This window comes from Bizionia gelidisalsuginis, from assembly GCF_008086185.1.
Taxonomy (GTDB): domain Bacteria; phylum Bacteroidota; class Bacteroidia; order Flavobacteriales; family Flavobacteriaceae; genus Bizionia; species Bizionia saleffrena.
Map to the genome: position 1 here is coordinate 20021 of NZ_VSKN01000022.1, position 20558 is coordinate 40578.

General features: G+C 37.1%; 20 protein-coding genes. 15 read left to right on the plus strand and 5 right to left on the minus strand.

All coding sequences use genetic code 11. The features are described 5' to 3' along the window. Positions 1-94 precede the first annotated feature (94 nt). From paaZ to ES677_RS12895, 4 genes are all read left to right on the plus strand, one after another. Positions 95-2593: a phenylacetic acid degradation bifunctional protein PaaZ gene (gene paaZ, locus ES677_RS12880; protein WP_148370413.1), complete on the plus strand. Its 2499-nt coding sequence runs from the start codon at positions 95-97 to the stop codon at positions 2591-2593. Between the two features lie 499 nt (positions 2594-3092). After that, the gene (locus ES677_RS12885; RefSeq protein WP_148370412.1) at positions 3093-3845 is read left to right on the plus strand and encodes an enoyl-CoA hydratase/isomerase family protein; all 753 of its coding nucleotides are present in this window, start codon (positions 3093-3095) and stop codon (positions 3843-3845) included. A gap of 44 nt (positions 3846-3889) precedes the next feature. Then, positions 3890-4489 (plus strand): acyltransferase, encoded by a 600-nt coding sequence (locus ES677_RS12890; RefSeq protein WP_148381452.1) that lies wholly within the window; start codon positions 3890-3892, stop codon positions 4487-4489. Between the two features lie 11 nt (positions 4490-4500). Continuing rightward, entirely contained in the window at positions 4501-5841 is a 1341-nt protein-coding gene (locus tag ES677_RS12895; RefSeq protein WP_148370410.1) for a phenylacetate--CoA ligase family protein, read from the plus strand. 154 nt (positions 5842-5995) lie between these two features. Here the strand turns inward: ES677_RS12895 and ES677_RS12900 are convergent, their stop codons facing one another. Continuing rightward, positions 5996-6472, minus strand: a complete 477-nt coding sequence (locus ES677_RS12900) for an Lrp/AsnC family transcriptional regulator (RefSeq protein ID WP_148370409.1) — start codon at positions 6470-6472, stop codon at positions 5996-5998. A gap of 200 nt (positions 6473-6672) precedes the next feature. Here ES677_RS12900 and ES677_RS12905 point away from each other — a divergent pair, with 200 nt between their 5' ends. From ES677_RS12905 to ES677_RS12915, 3 genes are all read left to right on the plus strand, one after another. Further along, positions 6673-7962, plus strand: a complete 1290-nt coding sequence (locus ES677_RS12905; protein WP_148381460.1) for a dihydrolipoamide acetyltransferase family protein — start codon at positions 6673-6675, stop codon at positions 7960-7962. 46 nt (positions 7963-8008) lie between these two features. Continuing rightward, positions 8009-9076 carry a branched-chain amino acid aminotransferase gene (locus ES677_RS12910; RefSeq protein WP_148381453.1) on the plus strand — a complete coding sequence of 356 codons (1068 nt, stop codon included), beginning with the start codon at positions 8009-8011 and terminating at the stop codon, positions 9074-9076. A 260-nt stretch (positions 9077-9336) separates the two neighbouring features. Further along, positions 9337-11415, plus strand: a complete 2079-nt coding sequence (locus tag ES677_RS12915; RefSeq protein WP_148381454.1) for an alpha-ketoacid dehydrogenase subunit alpha/beta — start codon at positions 9337-9339, stop codon at positions 11413-11415. A gap of 117 nt (positions 11416-11532) precedes the next feature. Here the strand turns inward: ES677_RS12915 and ES677_RS12920 are convergent, their stop codons facing one another. Continuing rightward, on the minus strand, positions 11533-12786 hold the full coding sequence (locus tag ES677_RS12920) for a DNA cytosine methyltransferase (protein WP_148370406.1): 1254 nt from the start codon (positions 12784-12786) through the stop codon (positions 11533-11535). Positions 12787-12884: 98 nt separating this feature from the next. On the opposite strand from ES677_RS12920, the gene ES677_RS12925 reads away from it, so the two are divergent. Then, positions 12885-13211: a thermonuclease family protein gene (locus ES677_RS12925; protein WP_211357882.1), complete on the plus strand. Its 327-nt coding sequence runs from the start codon at positions 12885-12887 to the stop codon at positions 13209-13211. Between the two features lie 58 nt (positions 13212-13269). Further along, entirely contained in the window at positions 13270-13509 is a 240-nt protein-coding gene (locus ES677_RS12930) for a hypothetical protein (RefSeq protein WP_148370405.1), read from the plus strand. A gap of 62 nt (positions 13510-13571) precedes the next feature. Here ES677_RS12930 and ES677_RS12935 read toward each other — a convergent pair whose 3' ends face one another. The 3 genes from ES677_RS12935 to ES677_RS15340 all read right to left on the minus strand — a co-directional run bounded on the left by ES677_RS12935 (position 13572) and on the right by ES677_RS15340 (position 16380). Continuing rightward, positions 13572-14111: a DUF4136 domain-containing protein gene (locus ES677_RS12935; RefSeq protein WP_148381455.1), complete on the minus strand. Its 540-nt coding sequence runs from the start codon at positions 14109-14111 to the stop codon at positions 13572-13574. 24 nt (positions 14112-14135) lie between these two features. Beyond that, positions 14136-16121, minus strand: a complete 1986-nt coding sequence (locus ES677_RS12940; protein WP_148381456.1) for a urocanate hydratase — start codon at positions 16119-16121, stop codon at positions 14136-14138. A gap of 94 nt (positions 16122-16215) precedes the next feature. Further along, entirely contained in the window at positions 16216-16380 is a 165-nt protein-coding gene (locus ES677_RS15340) for a DUF5522 domain-containing protein (protein WP_170234451.1), read from the minus strand. A 49-nt stretch (positions 16381-16429) separates the two neighbouring features. Between ES677_RS15340 and ES677_RS12945 the strand changes: the two genes are divergently transcribed. The 6 genes from ES677_RS12945 (at position 16430) to ES677_RS15505 (ending at position 20326) form a co-directional block, all read left to right on the plus strand. Continuing rightward, complete coding sequence (locus tag ES677_RS12945) at positions 16430-16768, plus strand: hypothetical protein (protein ID WP_148381457.1); 339 nt, start codon at positions 16430-16432, stop codon at positions 16766-16768. Beyond that, positions 16758-17669, plus strand: coding sequence for a 1-aminocyclopropane-1-carboxylate deaminase/D-cysteine desulfhydrase (locus tag ES677_RS12950; RefSeq protein WP_148370401.1), 912 nt, complete (start codon positions 16758-16760; stop codon positions 17667-17669). Before ES677_RS12945 ends, ES677_RS12950 begins: the two co-directional genes overlap by 11 nt. Before the next feature lie 5 nt (positions 17670-17674). Continuing rightward, positions 17675-18493 (plus strand): glucosaminidase domain-containing protein, encoded by an 819-nt coding sequence (locus ES677_RS12955; protein ID WP_148370400.1) that lies wholly within the window; start codon positions 17675-17677, stop codon positions 18491-18493. 16 nt (positions 18494-18509) lie between these two features. After that, positions 18510-19790 (plus strand): glutamate-1-semialdehyde 2,1-aminomutase, encoded by a 1281-nt coding sequence (gene hemL / locus ES677_RS12960; RefSeq protein ID WP_148381458.1) that lies wholly within the window; start codon positions 18510-18512, stop codon positions 19788-19790. 101 nt (positions 19791-19891) lie between these two features. Beyond that, the gene (locus ES677_RS15500) at positions 19892-20065 is read left to right on the plus strand and encodes a transposase (RefSeq protein WP_211357883.1); all 174 of its coding nucleotides are present in this window, start codon (positions 19892-19894) and stop codon (positions 20063-20065) included. A gap of 36 nt (positions 20066-20101) precedes the next feature. After that, a complete protein-coding gene (locus tag ES677_RS15505; protein WP_211357884.1) occupies positions 20102-20326 on the plus strand; it encodes a hypothetical protein in 225 nt (74 codons plus the stop codon). Positions 20327-20558: the final 232 nt, after the last annotated feature.

Genomic DNA, 20558 nt, shown 5'->3' on the forward strand with positions numbered 1-20558 from the left:
AAACAGATCATTTCGAGACTGTGTTTAGATAAATACAATCGAGATAGATAAATCATAGTTTCCTTTTATTTAGGAAAAGATAAAATAGTAATCGATGAAAAAATTACAGAATTACGTCACAGGGCAATGGATAGAAGGTAATGGAGAAGGTGTGCCAATGCACGACGCCGTTACTGGAGAAATTGTAGCACTATCTGATACCGAAGGCTTAGACTTTGCCGAAATTCTTCAATATGGAAGAACAAAAGGAGGTGAAGTCCTTAGAAAAATGACTTTTCAAGAGCGCGGTAATATGCTAAAATCTTTAGCGCTGTACTTAACGAAAAGGAAAGCCGCTTTTTATGAATTAAGTTACCGTACCGGAGCAACAAAAGTAGATAGCTGGATAGATATTGAAGGAGGTTTCGGAAACTTATTCGCCAATGCATCCTTGCGTAAATTATTCCCTAATCAGTCGTATCACGTAGAAGGCGAACCTATCGATTTATCTCGTGGCGGACGCTTTATGGCACATCATATTCTGGTGCCTAAACGAGGGGTCGCGATTCATATTAATTCTTTCAATTTTCCAGTTTGGGGAATGTTAGAGAAATGTGCAGTTAATTGGATGGCAGGAATGCCGGCAGTAGTAAAACCAGCAACAAATACGTCTTTTTTAACCGAGGCTGTTGTTCGCGAAATTATAGCTTCAGGTATTTTACCAGAAGGAGCGTTACAATTAATAGCAGGTTCTGCACGAACTATTTTAGATGGTGTAGGGTCTCAAGATGTCGTAACGTTTACAGGATCGGCAACTACTGGTCGTTTATTAAAATCACATCAACGTATCATAGACGAATCGGTGCCTTTTACTATGGAAGCCGATTCATTAAACGCTTCAGTTCTTGGAGAAGATGCCGTACCGGGAACACCAGAATTCGATTTGTTTATAAAAGAAGTCCGTACAGAAATGACCGTGAAAGCGGGACAGAAATGTACGGCTATCCGTCGTATTATTGTGCCTCAAAATTTAGTCGAAGATGTTCAGATTGCTTTAGGTAAGGCTTTAGATAAAGTCACTATTGGAGATCCGCGATTAAAAGAAGTGCGAATGGGCGCTTTAGTAAGTAAAGAGCAAGTGGCAGAAGTTCGCGAGCGCGTTCAAGAATTGTCTAAAACAGCAAAAATAGTTTATGGCGATTTAAACCACGTTAAAACTATTGGAGCCGATGCTTCAAAAGGGGCGTTTATCTCACCTATTTTATTACGCGAAGATGACCCTTTTAAAAACTTAGCGGTGCACGAAACAGAAGCTTTTGGTCCAGTAAGTACCATTATGCCGTACAAGAGCTTAGACGAAGCAATAACTTTAGCGCAATTAGGTAAAGGGTCGTTAGTGTCTTCTATCACCACAAATAACGATGCAATTGCTAAAGATTATGTTATCAATGCAGCAAGTCACCACGGAAGAATTTTAGTAATCAATCGTGAGAGTGCAAAAGAAAGCACGGGCCACGGATCGCCGTTACCAAGTTTAGTGCACGGTGGACCCGGGCGCGCTGGTGGAGGAGAAGAAATGGGTGGAATGCGAGGTGTAAAACACTATATGCAGCGTACCGCTATTCAAGGTTCTCCAAGTACATTAACAGAAATTACAGGTATTTATCAGCCTAACTCAAAATATAAGGACGCCCCACAGCATCCGTTTAAATACCATTGGGAAGATATCCAACCGGGGATGTCTTTAAAAACGCACAAAAGAACGTTTACAGATACCGATATCATTAATTTTGCTAATGTCACTTGGGATCATTTTTATGCGCACACCGATATCACGTCTTTAGAGGGCAGTATTTTCGAAAAAAGAACAGCACATGGTTATTTTATAATTTCGGCAGCGGCAGGGTTATTTGTATATCCAAACAAAGGACCGGTTTCTGCTAACTACGGATTAGAAGATTGCCGTTTTTTACGTCCATTATACCATAACGATACCGTTTATGCACGTTTAACATGTAAGCAAAAAGTAGATAGAGATGTTGCTTCGGCAGAACACCCAAGCGGAATTGTTAAATGGTTTGTTGAGGTTTTTGATGCCGAAGACGAACTTGTCGCCGTCGCTACTATTTTAACTATGGTACAAAAGAAACAAGAAACGTTTGTAGAAATTACCGATGAGAAAATAGAAGACTGTTTAAGTATATTAACGGCAGACACAAAACCACAATGGGGTATTTTGACACCTCAACATTTATTAGAACATTTAGAAGAGGGGTATAGAATAGCATCAGGGGAAATCCAGGATTTCAATTGCGTAACGCCTGAGGAAATAGTGGAGAAAGTCCATAATTCATTATATACTTATGATAAGTTTCCTAAAGGAACAGTATTCCCAACTTATAAAAAAGGCGAATTAGAAGATTTAAAACACCCAGATTTCGAAACAGCTAAAGCAAAATTAGTAGAAGCAAGAGACGCATATCTGTTATTCTTCAAAGAAAATTCGGACGTTGTTTTAAAGAATATGGTTTTTGGTGATATGAATAAATACGAATGGTATTTATTAGAGCGTAAACACCTTAATCATCATTTCGAACAGTTCAATTTGCTGTAACAAATTAAACTGTTCGAAACACCCGAGAAGTCGGTTGTCCTAAACGAAAATAGCTTTTGTTTTTTATAGGATGGATAGTTTAAATAGAAAAGGGGTGTTCCATTTGTTGTAATTTTATTAGGATGTCACTGCGCACATATTGCGCAGACGCCTTAATTTATATGAGATGTTTAAAAAGTATTACACATATATTTTAACGCACGACAGAAATCACCTCTTTTAAGTTGGGGTAACAAATAATAGTCAGAGCAGAATTAAATAACATAAAGTAGCTACTTATATAACCCTCTTAGGCCATTATAATATTTAGAAGCTAGTTTACTTCGAAGAGCATACCGCTATAAGGGTAGCTATTAAAAGAGAAAAAAACAGCTAAAAAGTGGAAAAGAGAATGGAAGTAGAATATAATGGCGATGAATCCCGATTGGACACTTTCATAAATTACTAAAGGAAATATTAATACGAATGCGTAACACCTGCGCATTGATATATAAAAAAGATGAACACACCATACGTAACATTAGACATACAAAACGAAGTAGGACATATAGAATTCTATCATCCTGCGCACAATTCCTTACCGGGAGATATTTTAGCAAAATTAGCACAAACCATAACAGAGGCAGGAACAAACGACGCTATTAAAGTTATTGTTTTAAAAAGTGGAAAAGATAGAACGTTCTGTGCTGGAGCTAGTTTTAACGAATTAATAAATATTAATGATGCGGCGACTGGAAAAGTATTCTTTTCAGGATTTGCCAATGTAATTAACGCGATGCGTAAATGTCCTAAATTCATTATCGGACGTGTTCAAGGTAAAACCGTTGGAGGTGGCGTAGGTTTAGCAGCGTCGACCGATTATTGTATGGCAACGAAATTTGCTGCAATAAAGTTAAGTGAATTAAATATTGGTATCGGACCATTTGTTGTCGGTCCAGCAATCGAGCGTAAAATAGGCTTGAGTGCAATGTCGCAAATCGCTATCGACGCCAATGCGTTTTATTCAGCAGAATGGGCACAACAAAAAGGATTATTTGCTCAAGTCTATGATAGCATGGAAGAGTTAGACGACGCTGTAAATGCAACTGCCGAACATTTATGTACTTACAATCCAGAAGCGATAAAAGAAATGAAAGCCGTTTTCTGGAGTGGTACTGAAAACTGGGATGAGCTTTTAGCTGAACGCGCTGCCACTAGTGGTACTTTAGTGCTTTCAGAATTCACAAAAGAAAAGCTTAAAGATTTTAAATAAAATCGGTATTCACCAATCTTTCCCAATCACTAATCATAAATAATATGATATATAAATTTAAAGGGTACACGCCTGTTGTACACGAAAGTAGTTTCGTACACCCACAAGCAGCAGTTACTGGAAATGTAATTATTGGTAAAAACTGTTACATCGGCCCTGGAGCTGCGATTCGCGGAGATTGGGGACAGATTATTTTAGAAGACGGTGTAAATGTACAAGAAAATTGTACGGTGCACATGTTTCCAGGGAAATCAATTATCCTAAAAGAAAACGCTCACGTAGGCCACGGTGCTATCATTCACGGGGCTAATTTGGGCAAAAACTGCCTGATTGGTATGAATTCCGTTATAATGGACGATGCCGAAATTGGTGATGAATGTATTGTTGGCGCTATGGCTTTTGTAAAAGCCGAAACTAAAATACCTAATCGTAGTTTGGTTGTTGGTAATCCGGGAAAAGTGATAAAACAAGTGAGTGATGAAATGATTTATTGGAAAACAGCTGGTACACGATTATATCAACAATTGCCAGCCGATTGCCATGAATCATTAGAAGCAGTTGAACCATTACGAGAAATACCAAAAGACCTACCAATACAAGAAGATTTTTATAAAACATTGCAAGCTTTTAAAAATAATAAATAAAATAGGATACTATGTATAATAAAGAAATAGAGACACTTCCTTTAGTAAAGCTTAGAAAACTGCAAAGCGAACGCCTTGTAACTCTTGTAAATCGCGTGTATAAAAATGTTCCATTTTATAAAAATTTGTTTGATGAAGCTGGTGTAGACGTTTCATCTATAAAATCTATTAATGACATCCATAAGCTTCCTTTTACGAAAAAAACGGACTTAAGAGATCAGTATCCTTTTGGGTTTTTAACCGTGCCTCAAGATAAATTAGCGCGTATTCACTGTTCTAGTGGTACTACAGGAAAGCCTACAGTAGTCGCTTATACAAAGAATGATTTGGATGTTTTTTCTGAAGTAGTAGCAAGGTCTTTGTCGGCAGGCGGTGCTAAACCGGGTATGAAAATGCATAACAGCTATGGTTACGGCTTGTTTACTGGAGGTATAGGTATACACTACGGAGCAGAGAAATTGGGTATGGCGGTAGTTCCTGTGTCTGTAGGAATGACCGATAGACAAATAACTCTTTTGCAAGATTTTCAGCCAGAAGTTATTTGCTGCACACCTTCCTATGCGCAAACGATTGCTTTTGAATTAGAAAAAAGAAACTTAAACATTTCAGATATTAATCTAAAATATGCTATTCTGGGGGCAGAGCCTTGGACCGAAGTTATAAGAAAAGATATTGAGACTTCTTTAGGGGTAAAAGCTACTAATATTTATGGGCTTAGTGAGGTTATTGGACCTGGTGTATCTCAAGAAGCATATAACGAACAGGGTACAGGGAGTTATGTTTGGGAAGATCATTTTTTTCCAGAAATAGTAGATAAAGATACTGGAGAACCACTTCCTTATGGTGAGGAAGGTGTCTTAGTATTTACAACGCTGACTAAAGAAGCGATGCCTTTTTTAAGGTATTGGACCAATGACATTTGTAGTCTATCGTATGATGAAAGTACTTCTAGAACTCACATTAAAATGGGAATGTTAAAAGGGCGTGCAGACGATATGTTAATTATTCGAGGTGTCAACTTATTTCATACTCAAATTGAAGAAATATTTAATGGATACCATCAATTAGCTCCCAACTATCAGTTAATTGTAACTAAAGAAGGGCTCTCGGATCAAGTAGAAGTAAAGGTGGAAACCAATAGTGATTTTCAGGTAGAAATAGGATTAGGAAATGGATTCACTAACGAAGACGTTGTAAAAAATTTAGCATTGATTTCCATATCTAATGCATTGAAAAAGAATATAAAAGATAAAATAGGATTAAGCATTAAGGTCACTTTAAACTGTTGTGGAGCAATACCTAAAAGTGTAGGAGGGAAACTAAATCGTATAATCGATTTACGAAATTCATAAAACTGATATAAACCTATAAGGCGACTGAAGCTACTAAAACCGAAAGACTGACTATTAGTTAAAGCGATTAGGCGTTAGTAGGTTGCCTAAAAGTGTCGATTTAAGTAAAAGGAATCCAAATGTAGTAGACCATACTTTGATTTCTTACAACTATTTAAAGAATCCTACTCAAATCAATCTCATTAGTTTCTTTACTCGTGGATAACGTAATTAAACTCTGCACATTTCCTAAATAAGGAAGTAAAGTCAATTTCGAAATAATAAACGTTTCGTAAGCTTCAATATCTTCAACAACCAGTTTTAATAGATAGTCGAAATTTCCGCTCACACGGTGGCACTCGATAACTTCGGGGAAACTGTTAATCTGAGTCACAAATTTCTCTAGAAAACTTCTGGTATGACCTTGCAAGGTAATACCTATAAACACGGTTTGTTTTAATCCTATTTTTTTATTGTTTAAAACAGCAACATACTTTGTAATATACCCTTCCTTTTCTAATTTCTTAATACGTTCAAAAATAGGTGTCGTCGTCATTCCTAACTCCGTAGCAATACTTTTTGTTGTTCTATTACTGTTGTGTTGCAGCAACGCTAAAATTCGAGTGTCTATTTTATCAAGACCATTCTGCATAAGAAAATTATTTTTTTATACTTACAAATATACGAACTAAAAGAATTTAAAACTAGAAATAGGATTTTAAAAAGATTTATAGTCTTTACGAATTAATGATCCTAGGTTTTAACATTTGTCAGACTATAAATTTAGTACTTTTAATTCTTTAACTAAAACCGATTTTAAGCTTGAAAAATTTTGAATTAATAATGCCTAAAATGGGCGAAAGTATTACCGAAGGAACAATCATTAATTGGTTAGTAAATGAAGGCGATAGTTTTAATGAAGGTGATATTATTCTAGAGGTAGCGACAGACAAAGTAGATAACGAAGTCCCAGCGCCAGCCTCAGGAAAATTAACTAAAACCCTTTTTCAAGCCAAAGATGTTGTGCCAGTAGGTACTGTAATAGCAACTTTAGCACTGTCTGAAGAACTTCATGCTTCTACCGAAGGCAGTAAATCAGCTTCAATTGAAGATAAAAAGCTTCCAAAAAAGGAAAAACAATCAAAAAAGCCAACTAAGAAGCATCAAGCGGCATCACAGCCACAAGTAACAACTGGTGCTTTTTCAACAGCCAATACCAATACATTCTTTTCTCCGCTAATTATAAAAATAGCGAAAGAATACCATATCAGTTTTGAAGAACTAGCACGAATTCCAGCCACAGGAAACGACGATAGATTACGTAAAAGCGATCTGTTTAATTATATAGAGGATGGCAGGCCTTATAAATTTGCTCAGCCCATAACTCAAGATCCTACGGCATACCGAATTCCGCAACTAAACTTCGATAAAGGGAAGGGTAAGGTCATTGAAATGGATAGAATGCGGCAAATGATCGCCGATCATATGGTGTATTCTAAGCATACTGCACCACATGTTACCGCTTACGTGGAAGCCGATTTAACCAATATGGTAAATTGGAGAAATGCTAATAAAGTGGCTTTTCAAGAAAAATACGGTGAGCGCTTAACCTTCACACCATTATTTGTAGAAGCCGTAGCAAAGGCGGTTAAAGACTTCCCGAATATTAATGCATCGGTAGACGGTAATAACATTATTGTAAAAGAAAATATTAATATTGGTATGGCAACCGCACTTCCAAGTGGTAATTTAATTGTGCCTGTTGTAAAAAATGCCGATACGAAAGATTTAAAAACCCTTGCCGAAAACGTTAACGAACTTGCCGGAAAAGCAAGAGAAAATAAATTGGCGGGAGACGATATAAAAGGAAGCACGTTTACAATTTCTAACGTTGGTACTTTTGGTAGCGTTATGGGCACGCCTATTATAAACCAACCCGAAGTAGCCATTTTAGCTTTAGGAATTATTAAAAAGCGTCCCGAAGTTATCGAAACAGAAAATGGAGATGAAATCGCGATACGTAGTATGATGTATTTATCGCTGTCTTTCGATCATCGTGTTGTCGATGGCTTTTTAGGCGGAAGCTTCGTACGCCGGGTTGCCGATTATTTCGAGCAGTTCGATGTCAATAGAAAACTATAATATTTATGTTCTAGATAAGCACTAGAACCGATTAAAACATATCATAATGAAACACAATATAGCAATTACTAAAATTGCAGAATCGAAAGTTAAAGACCTCGATTTTAACAACATTCCTCTAGGGACCACTTTTACAGACCATATGTTTATTTGCGATTATAGCAATGGCGAATGGAGTAATCCAAGAATAGAACCTTTATCCGCTATTCCAACGCATCCGGCAGCAATGGCTTTACATTACGGACAAGCGATTTTTGAAGGTATGAAGGCAACGAAAGACGCCAATGGAAATCCGGTGATTTTTCGTGCCGATAAAAATGCGGCACGCTTAAATGCTAGTGCCGACCGTATGGGAATGCCACATTTTCCCGAAGATTTATTCGTAGAAGGTTTAAAAGCAATGGTGTCTTTAGAACGTAATTGGATTCCGCCAGCCGATGGAAGTGCATTATATTTAAGACCGTTTATGTACGCCGACGAAGCCTTTATTGGTATGCGTGCAGCAACACATTATAAGTTTATAATTATGGCCTCACCAGCAGGACCGTTTTTTAGTAAGCGCATTAAATTATGGGCCGAAAAGCAATACATTCGTGCAGCGCACGGTGGAACGGGAGAAGCTAAAGCCGCAGGTAATTATGCAGGAGCTGTACTTCCGACGGAGCTAGCAAAAGCAAAAGGGTACGACCAGGTGTTGTGGCTCGATGCGGTCGAGCATAAATATATTCAGGAGGTGGGAACAATGAATATTTTCTTCAAAATCAACGGAAAATTCATTACTCCTAAACGCGATGGTTCCATTTTAGATGGCATTACGAGAATGAGTGTTATCGCTATTTTACGCGATAAAGGTTTCGAAGTTACCGAGCGCGCCATTACTATCGACGAGGTGCAAGAAGCTTCAAAGAATGGCACGTTAGAAGAAGCTTTCGGTACAGGTACCGCCGTTGGTATTGCTTACATTCAGGAGATTGGAGTAGACGATGAAGTAGTTCACGTTTCCGACGAAAGTCCGGTTGGTTTAGACGTTAATAATACCCTAGACGCTATAAAAACTGGCCAGACCGAAGATAAATTTAATTGGTTAATTACCTTGAAAAACGAGTTAGCATAGCAGTGTTTGGGCGTTACCACAAGAGTCGCGCTTTCGGCAGTCGCTTCCCGAAGAAAAATCGGGAGCGCTCCAACAAAGCCTCAATCCCTAACGCAGTTTTAAGTTCCGATAGATCAAATTAAAGTAAACGATTAATCGCAATAGCAAAAAAATAAACCGTCAGTTAGCGTAATTATTAAACATAATACAGCAGCGATATTTCAGAAAAAAAGTAACGGCACTGTTATTAAAAACTCGCTAACCGACGAATAGATTTTAATATGAAAAAAGACATTTTAGAAAAAGGATTTTTAAATCTATGCACCGCCAAAGCAATGGCCGAGTTGTACGAAGCGAACTTTAAACAAGTTTCAAAATATGTACACGCTACCTCTCGTGGACACGAAGCGATACAAATCGCATTGGGTATGCAATTGTTACCACAAGATTATGCCTTTCCATATTACAGAGACGATGCGATGTTGCTGTCTTTCGGTTTAAAACCGTACGACTTAATGTTGCAATTATTAGCAAAAAAAGACGATCCGTTCTCTGGCGGACGAACCTATTATGCACACCCGAGTTTAAAGGATCAAGATAAACCTAAAATTCCGCACCAATCGTCGGCAACAGGAATGCAGACTATCCCTGCAACAGGGACAGCAATGGGAATGCAGTATTTAGAAAAACAAGGTTTAGATAATTCAATTCTTGATACATCTACCCAAGCGCAATCTAAAGAACTCAAACCAATTACGGTATGCTCTTTAGGGGATGCCTCAGTAACCGAAGGCGAAATTTCCGAAGCGTTCCAAATGGCCGCTTTAAAGCAAATGCCTATTTTATACTTAGTACAAGATAATGGTTGGGATATTTCTGCCAATGCAGCCGAAACCCGTGCTCAAGATGCCTTCGAGTATGCGCAAGGTTTTAAAGGATTAGAAGCTATTACTATTGATGGTGCCAACTTTACAGAAAGTTACCAAGCCTTAGAAAAAGTAATAGAAACCATCCGTACCGAACGCAGACCGTTTTTAGTACACGCCAAAGTACCGTTGTTAAATCATCATACTTCTGGAGTGCGAATGGAATGGTATCGCGATGATCTAGAGGAAGCAAAAACAAGAGATCCGTATCCAGTTTTAAAACAACAATTGTTGGATAGCGGATTTTCGCAAAAAGATATTGATAAAATAGAAGCGGCGGTAAAAGTGAATGTTCAAGCAGATTTCGATAAAGCACTATTAGCCGAAGACCCAAAACCTGAAGATTTATTTACTAACGATTTTGCACCGACGCCAATTACCGAAGAACGAGGAGAACGCTCTCCAGAATGTGCCGAGAAAGTGGTTATGGTAGATTGTGCGTTATTTGCTGTAGAGGAAATAATGAGAAAGCACAAAGAGTGTTTGTTGTACGGCCAAGATGTTGGAGGTCGCTTAGGGGGTGTGTTTAGAGAAGCAGCAACGTTAGCGCAGAAATTTGGTGATGACCGTGTATTTAATACCGCAATTCAAGAAGCTTTTATTGTTGGTTCCACAGTGGGAATGAGTGCCGTAGGTTTAAAGCCCATTGTTGAGGTTCAATTTGCCGATTATATCTGGCCAGGATTAAATCAATTATTTACAGAAGTGAGTAGAAGTTGCTATTTAAGTAACGGGAAATGGCCTGTAAGTATGATTTTACGGGTGCCAATTGGTGCCTACGGAAGTGGCGGGCCTTACCATTCATCGTCTGTAGAAAGTGTGATTACTAATATTCGCGGCATTAAAATAGCATATCCTAGTAATGGTGCCGATTTAAAAGGACTGATGAAAGCGGCGTATTACGACCCGAATCCTGTGGTTATCCTAGAACACAAAGGTTTGTATTGGAGTAAAGTGCCCGGAACAAAAGGGGCGACGTCTGTCGAGCCTAGCGAAGATTACGTCCTGCCATTTGGTAAAGCGTGGGTATTACAAGAAATATGGAAACAAGACGACTTAGAAACGTTAACCATTGTTACCTACGGAATGGGCGTGCATTGGGCAATGAATGCAAGTGAAGAATTAGGAATGAAAGACCAAATTGAAGTGATCGATTTACGAACGTTATTTCCGCTTGATGAAGACACGATAATGAAATCGGTTAAGAAAACAGGTAAATGTTTAGTCGTTACTGAAGAGCCGTCAAACAACAGTTTTGCCAGAGCATTAGCAGGTAAAATTCAAGAGGAATGCTTTAAATATTTAGATGCGCCAGTACTAACTATTGGAAGTGAAAATATGCCAGCAATTCCCTTAAATTCTACTTTAGAAGAAACAATGATTCCTTCAACAGAAAAAATAAAAGTAAAAATAGAAAGCCTTCTTAATTATTAAAACTTAATTTTTATAATTAAATGCGAAGAAGGGATTGTATCAATAAAATACTATTAAAAAAGAGAAGTTCTAGGGCTTCTCTTTTTTTATGCTTTAAAGTGAAACGGTTATTAGGCCCTATTTTTCGTCATACGATTTTCGAATGGCTAATCCAATCGCCTTTGCTAAAAGTGGCGGTACGGCATTCCCTATTTGTACCATTTGCTTGGATTTCGAGCCTTCAAAAATAAACCAATCTGGGAACGATTGTAGTCGTGCCATTTCTCGAACCGTTATTACACGCGGTTCGATAGGGTGAATATTGACACCGCCATGATTTTCTTTAATAGTGCAACTCGCTTCATTCCACGAGCATTTTTTCCACGAGTCACTATAATTATCGTATAAACTTTTACCTTCGGGTACGGCTGCCAAGCGCGTTTTCATATCCTCGCGATGTTTAGTGCGAACATGATTTATAGAGGGGTTGTCTTTCACCTTAATTAAATCTTTTATGGCTTCTTTTGTGGTGATATAAGTGGCAGGTTCCAATAACGGTGCAGGGTGATAATTAGTTTTATTAATTTTATTAGCGATAAAAATGATACGTTCTCTTTTTTGCGGGACATAATAGTCGGCAGCATTTAAAACGGTAACATTTACGTTGTAGCCTAAAGCTTCAATATCTTTAATTATTTTATTTTCAACTTTGCCTTTTAGCATTGAGCGCAGTCCTTTTACGTTTTCTGCAACAATATACTCCGGATTTAATTCTGAAATAATATCTAACATATCTTTGTACAACGAATTGCGCTCATCTTCTACAATGCGACTACCCGACATACTAAATCCTTGACAAGGAAATCCGCCAGAAAGGACCGTTAATGGTTTGCCGTTAAGTTGTTGTTTAACGGTGTAAATAAATTCTTTTTTTATGGCGTTACTCGTAATATCACCTTCAATATGAGGATGTTTCAAGTTTTTACGATACGATTCCCCAGCTTCCTTAAACCAATCAAGTCCACAAAGAGGAGTAAAACCAGCTAGCTGGAAACCTAGAGCCATTCCGCCAGTGCCACTAAATAAATCTGCTGAGGTGAGCTGTGTAGCTTTCGGGGTATCCCATAAATCACTAATATCAGTCCAATTAATAGTATCTGTTTTTTTAGATTTTAGGTGCTTTGGCTGTTTTTCAGCGCCTTGCTTCTCTATGGTTTCCGATTTAAAAGTGTTTAAAAATTGAAGATAGTCCGCTTCAGAAATACGATGAACACCACCAATTTTTGTCGATTGTAATTTGCCCGAATGTATATGTCTTCTTACTGTTTTTAGGGAAACGTTTAGTTTTTCGGCGATATCACTAATTCTTAAAAGAGGTTTGTTGTTGTCCATATTTTACAAATATAAGAGTTCAATAGATGTGATAATAATTTTATTTTAAGTCTGTAATTATTAAATAGTTGTAAATTAATACCATAAAACAGGATGAGATGTATAATTATAAAGCAAAAATTATTGCTGTTTACGATGGCGATACGGAGACTGCTGTTGTAGATTTAGGTTTTTTACATTTTCAGCAAATGAAATTACGTTTGTACGGTATCGATACGCCAGAAGTTAGAGGAGCTGAAAAAATTGAAGGCAAAAAAGTAAGAGACATTTTAAGAGAAATGATTTTGGATAAAGAAGTTGAAATTATTTCCTATAAAGATAAGCAGGGTAAGTATGGTCGTTATCTAGCAACTATTATTTTAGAAGGAGTAGATGTTAACTTGTGGTTGGTTGCAAATGGTCACGCTACAGTTTATTTCCCTTAATGTATTTGGTTTACAATTAATTAGTATATTTAACTTAAACTAATTAAACATATTTAAAATGAGAAAATTGATTTACACGGCTTTAGCCATAAGTTTTATGACCGTTGCATTTACATCTTGTAGAGATGAAAAATCTCAAAAAGAAGAGTTGATTGAAGAAATGAAAAATGAGGGCGCTGAAATCAAAATTAAAACAGATGGCGAAGACACTAAAATAAAAATGGAAACTGAAGATAAAAAGGTGAAAATTAAAGAAGACGGCGAAGAGACTAAAATAAAAATAAAAACGGACGATTAGTAGCGTCTAAGAGTAAAGAAAAAAGCGATTCAATTTTTAAAATTGAATCGCTTTTTTAAAATTTATTTTTTAGCTTCCGGCGGATACTTCGATAAGATTTCAAAAACGAATTCATTAATTCGTGCTTCTTTTTCATCGATATTTCCCGAGGTGTTTAAATACCCTGAACCTTTACCTTGCCAAATAAGTTCTTTTTTATTGGCATCGATTAAATCAATATACAAACTACCTTGCATAGAAGTACTCACTGTATTGCGGTTATAATAAGGACTCCAGCCCCAGCCGTAACCGTACATTCCGTAACCTCCGTTGTTATACACGTTAACTTCTTGGCGTGATTTTGTAAAAATACTAACGAGAAGATCTGGCGTTTCCGATTTTGTAAACCCTTTTGCCATCATTTCCGATTCTATGGCTCTTAGAATTCTACGTTTGTCTAAGTCGCTAATTTCGGCCTTATCGATTCCTGTTTTAAAGAAAGCAAAGGTTTTGTAATTACTAAAATTAGCATTCTTATCGTAATCCGACTGCACCCGCACCGAACTACACGAAGCAACTACTAAAAGAAGTAGTAATACAGGTAGTGTTTTTATTAATTTCATCTTTTTCAATTTTTATGTTAGTAATTATAAAGCGTCTATAATTTCATCATCTACTAAATTAGGTAAGGTTACTTTTAAATTAGGTTCCATTTCCATAGCGCGTTTTATTGCGAAAACAGCGCCTTTGTTTCTTGCCCAACTACGTCTAGAAATCCCGTTGTTAACATCCCAGAAGAGCATTGATTTTAAGCGCTTTGACGCTTCTTTAGTACCATCAATAACCATACCAAATCCACCATTTATAACTTCGCCCCAGCCAACGCCGCCACCGTTGTGTATACTTACCCAAGTTGCGCCGCGAAAGCTATCGCCAATTACATTTTGTATGGCCATATCTGCCGTAAACCGTGAGCCGTCATAAATGTTTGAGGTTTCACGATATGGGGAGTCCGTACCTGAAACATCATGATGATCGCGACCTAATATAACGGTCTCGATGTCTCCTTTTGCAATTGCTTGGTTAAAGGCTTCGGCTATTTTTGCACGACCTTCTGCATCGGCATATAATATTCTAGCCTGAGAGCCAACAACCAATTTATTAGCTTGAGCGCCTTTAATCCATTGAATATTATCGCTCATTTGCTGTTGTATTTCTTCCGGAGAATGACGTTTTATCTCTTCTAAAACCTCACAGGCAATGGTGTCTGTTTTAGCTAAATCTTCAGGTTTTCCAGAAGCACACACCCAGCGAAAAGGGCCAAAGCCATAATCGAAACACATGGGCCCCATAATATCTTGTACGTAACTTGAATATTTAAAGTCGATTCCGTTTTCGGCCATAATATCTGCTCCTGCGCGCGAGGCTTCCAATAAGAAGGCGTTACCATAATCGAAGAAATACGTGCCCTTTGCCGTATGCTTATTTATAGCGTCCGTGTGAAGGCATAACGTTTCTTGAACTTTCTTTTTAAAGGCCTCTGGATCTTTGGACATCATTTGATTGGCTTCTTCAAAGGATAAGCCCATAGGGTAATAACCACCAGCCCAAGGATTATGAAGTGAGGTTTGATCGCTTCCTAAATCGATGTGGACATTCGCCTCATCAAATTTTTGCCACACCTCTACAATATTTCCTAAATACGCGATAGAAACGGTTTGTTTTTCGGCCTTTGCTTTTTCAACGCGTGCCACTAACTCATCTAAATCGGTAATTTTTTCATCGATCCATCCTTGATCTAAACGTACCTGGGTTATTTTAGGATTTACTTCGGCACACACCGTAATACAACCTGCAATATTGCCTGCTTTTGGTTGCGCTCCAGACATACCTCCTAAGCCAGAGGTTACAAATAGATTTCCTTTTGGCGTTTTATTAATTTTTCTAAAAGCGTTTAAAACCGTAATAGTGGTGCCGTGCACAATACCTTGTGGCCCAATATACATATAGCTTCCAGCAGTCATTTGTCCGTATTGCGTAACGCCTAACGCATTAAATTTTTCCCAATCGTCCGGTTTTGAATAATTAGGAACCATCATTCCGTTAGTCACGACGACTCTTGGTGCTTCTTTATGCGAGGGGAATAATCCCAGAGGGTGCCCAGAATACATAACTAGTGTCTGCTCGTCGTTCATTTCGGCTAAATACTTCAATGTTAAACGGTATTGCGCCCAATTTGAAAACACACCACCGTTACCCCCATAAGTAATTAATTCATGCGGATGTTGCGCAACGGCATTATCTAAATTATTTTGAATCATTAACATAATCGCTGCAGCCTGTTTCGATTGTGCTGGATAGTCGCTAATAGGGCGGGCGTACATTTTATAATCCGGACGCAAACGATACATATAAATACGACCATAAGTATCAAGTTCGTGCTTAAACTCATTAATTAAAGTGTTATGGTGTTTTTTATCGAAATAACGCAATGCATTTCTTAATGCTAATTTTTCTTCTTCGGGAGATAGAATGGTTTTACGCTTTGGTGCGTGATTGATTTCGGTTTCGTAAGGTTTTTTGTTAGGTAATTGATCTGGAATACCTTCTAGAATTTGCGCTTTAAAAGTCATTTTAATATGTTTTTGTAATCAGTAGTGATGGTACATTCCTGCTAATTAAAGAGTTAACGAAAGGCATTGTTTTTTATAGGCTAATGCTTCGGAATTATGTGGTTTTTGTATTTGTTTTTTTATTGAAACCATAAGGGCAATGTCTACATCCGCTTTGGCAGCAATACCCTCTTTTTAAGTGGTATTGTTCTGTAAAACACTTATAACCTTCGGGTGTTAGGTAATAATCACCCTCTTCAATTGGTATAAATTTCTTCATATGTTACAAATATAATGTAAATTGGAGTGGTTTTTGAACGCTTTTAAAAGTGATATTATTTTCTAAATATTTAGTGCCTAAAGGCTATTCTGGTTTAACGATGTATCCGTTTGTGTTTTTAAAGTCGAAAGTTTTAAAAGACGACGCTGTTTTAATTAATCACGAGAAAATTCATTTAAAACAGCAACTCGAGTTGTGCCTTCTTCTTTTTTATATTGTTTATGGTATTGAATTTATTTGCAGATATATTCAGTATAAAAACACCCACAAAGCGTATAAGAATATTTCATTTGAAAGAGAGTCTTATGCGAATGAGTCTAACCTAAACTATTTAAAAACACGTTCGTTTTGGCAATTTTTAAAGTATATTCGTAGCTATGATTTTTAACTTAGAAAACAGCATAAACGAACGCGTTATTTTACGGCATAATGAAGATGTGGAGGTCTATCTTAAACGCGAGGATGCTATACACCCTATTATTTCTGGAAATAAATACAGGAAATTAAAGTACAATGTCGCATTTGCTAAAGAGAATAACGACGGGACACTTTTAACTTTTGGAGGAGCTTTTTCTAATCATATTATTGCAACCGCTGCCGCCGGAAAATCAGCCGGATTAAAGACCATAGGAATTATAAGAGGTGAAGAGCTTGCCAAGAAAACGGTACACAATGAAACGTTGGAGTATGCTAAACGTTGCGGAATGCATTTAAAATTTGTAAGTCGCGAACAATTTAGAGATAAAAGCAATCCGGAGTTTTTAAATGCTTTAGAGAATGAATTCGGTTCGTTTTATGCCGTACCCGAAGGCGGTACTAACGATTTAGCTGTTAAGGGCTGTGAGGAGATCTTAAGTGAAGGAGATAAAAGTTTCGATGTGGTGTGCGCATCTGTTGGAACGGGAGGTACAATCTCTGGGTTAATTAACAGTTCTAACCCTAATCAGAAAATTTTAGGTTTTTCGGCATTAAAAGGAAGCTTTTTACAAGAGGATATTAGTAAATTTGCAAATCGTAAAAATTGGGAATTAATTACCGATTATCATTTTGGGGGCTATGCTAAAATAAAACCTGAGTTGATAACGTTTATAAACCAGTTTAAAGCGCAAAATGATATTCCTTTAGATCCTATTTACACGGGAAAGATGTTATTTGGAATTTCAGATTTAATAAAAAAAGGATATTTTGCTAAAGGAACGAAGATTTTAGCAATTCATACTGGAGGATTACAAGGTATAGCAGGAATGAACGCTATTTTAAAACAAAAAGAATTACCGTTAATACAATAAAATTAATGAAAAAAATAGTTACCATTATATGTTTAAGTATGCTCGTTTTAAGTTGTGGATCGCGTAAAAAGGTGGTTACCAGTAAATCTAAAAATAAAACAGAACGCGTTATACGACAACCTAAAACGAATACGGGAGAGAATGTAATTATTGCTGCCCCTAAAGACAGGGGAGAAGTAAAGTCGGCGACTAAAGTGTATGCTACTGCAACGGAAGCGTATATTGCAAACTATAGCGGTATTGCGAAAGATGAAATGAGAGATTATGGCATTCCTGCTAGTATAACATTGGCGCAAGGTATTTTAGAGTCGGGTTCTGGAAACGGACGTTTATCGGTTGAGGCAAATAATCATTTTGGTATTAAATGTCACCGTGAGTGGACGGGCGATAAAATTTATCACGATGATGATGCAGCGCAAGAATGTTTCAGAAAATATAAACACTCTAAATATTCTTTTAGAGATCATTCATTATTCTTAAAAGAAAGAAAACGTTACTCTACCCTTTTTAATCTACCAATAGACGATTACGAGGCGTGGGCCAAAGGACTAAAAGCGGCAGGTTATGCAACAGACAGAAAGTATCCAGCAAAACTAATTAGCTTAATAGAACGTTACCAATTGTATCATTACGATTTAGAAGTTTTAGGAAAAGAACCAAAACGCTTGGTACAAGACGACACCAAACATACGGTAGTGGCTGGCGATACCTTATATTCATTATCGAGAACTTATAACATGTCGGTGAAAGCACTTCAAGATTTAAATGGCCTTAGATCGAACGAATTAGCGATAGGTCAAATTTTATATATTAAACCATTATAAAAGAGTAAAATATTTTATGATTTATAAACGTAGTAGTGCTTTGTTTGCAAAAGCAGAGCAAGTTATTCCTGGAGGTGTGAATTCTCCAGTTCGAGCATTTAAAGCGGTAGGAGGAACGCCTATTTTTGTAAAAGAGGCAAAAGGGGCTTACCTATACGATGAAGATGGCAACACATTAATCGATTACATAAATTCTTGGGGTCCTATGATTTTGGGTCACGCTTACGAACCGGTTGTTAATGCAGTAATCGAAAAAGCGAGAAAAGGAACCTCCTTTGGGATGCCAACCGAAATAGAAACTCAGATTGCAGAATTAGCAGTTTCAATGGTGCCAAACATAGATAAAATCCGTTTTGTAAATTCAGGAACAGAAGCCTGTATGAGTGCAGTGCGCTTGGCAAGAGGGTATACCGGGAAAGATAAAATTATAAAGTTTGCTGGTTGCTACCACGGACATAGTGATTCGTTTTTAATACAAGCAGGAAGTGGTGCTGTGACTTTCGGGAGTCCGAATAGTCCAGGTGTAACCGCAGGAACAGCAAAGGATACGTTACTAGCAAAGTACAACGATATAGGAAATGTTGAAGCATTAATCGAAGCAAATAAAGGAGAAATAGCGTGTATTATTATAGAGCCTGTTGCCGGAAATATGGGGTGTATTCCGCCAAAAAACAATTTCCTGCAACAATTAAGAGCTTTATGTGATGCCAATGACATCTTGTTAGTTTTTGATGAGGTGATGACCGGTTTCAGATTGGCCAAAGGTGGTGCTCAAGAACTGTATAATGTAAAAGCCGATATTCTATGCTTCGGAAAAGTTATTGGTGGCGGCTTACCAGTTGGTGCTTTTGCCGCAAATAATGCAATTATGAACCACTTGTCGCCTCTAGGCCCCGTGTATCAAGCAGGAACATTAAGCGGGAACCCCTTAGCAATGGCAGCAGGGTTAGCTATGTTAACAGAATTAAATAACGATAAAGAGATTTTTAATCGTTTGGCTGAAAAAACTGAATATTTACACAAAGGTTTATCTGAAGTATTGGTAAATCGCAATATTACTCATACTATAAATAGAGTAGGGTCTATGATTTCTGTGCATTTTGATGAAACTGAAGTCATTGATTTTGAAACAGCAGCAAAAGGAAATAACGAAACATTTAAAATGTTTTTTCATGGCATGTTAAATAATGGTGTTTATATCGCGCCAAGTGCTTTCGAGACGTGGTTTATAAGTGATGCTTTATCCTATAAAGATTTAGATAAAACCATTGCAGCGTGTAACGCCGTTTTTGAATAGATATTAGATAGACATAAAAAAAAAGCGATTGTAAATGTACAATCGCTTTTTTTTATGTCTTGTCCCGTTCTGAAATAGCGATACACTAAAACAATAGTGTAATGAAACGTATAGAAAACACTGGGCACGTAAAGCGTACCCAAAAAGATTACTCACTTTATTTTAAACTACAAATTATTCAAGAAGTTGAACAAGGACTTCTTACAAAAAGTCAAGCACAGACCAAATATGGTATTCAAAGTGACTCCACTGTAACTAAATGGTTAAAAAAATAGGGTAATTTTGATTGGGAAAATCAAACACCCGTTACTATGTCTAAAATACCTGAACAAAGAATACTTGAGCTAGAAGCAAAAGTTAAGTTGTTAGAAAAACAAAAAGCTAGAGCGGAACATTTAGCAGAACGAGCAGACAAAAAGGTTATTATTTTTGATATGTTGGTTGATATGGCTGAAAGAGAGTATGATATTCAAATAAGAAAAAATTACACACCCAAGTTATCGATCAGTACCGAGAGCAAACCAAAGAAAAAATAGTTTCTACTTGCGGATTACTTGGGGTAAATAGACAGGTGTATTACCGAACTAAAAAATCAAAACTGCGTAAGCAAAATTTAGCACAACAAGTCATCGATTTGGTTTGTGTATTAAGAATGAAGATGCCACGTTTAGGTACAAGAAAACTATATTATTTGTTAGAAGAGGATTTAAAAAAGATAAAAACAGGAAGAGATAAGCTCTTTAGAATACTTAAAGCCAATCATTTATT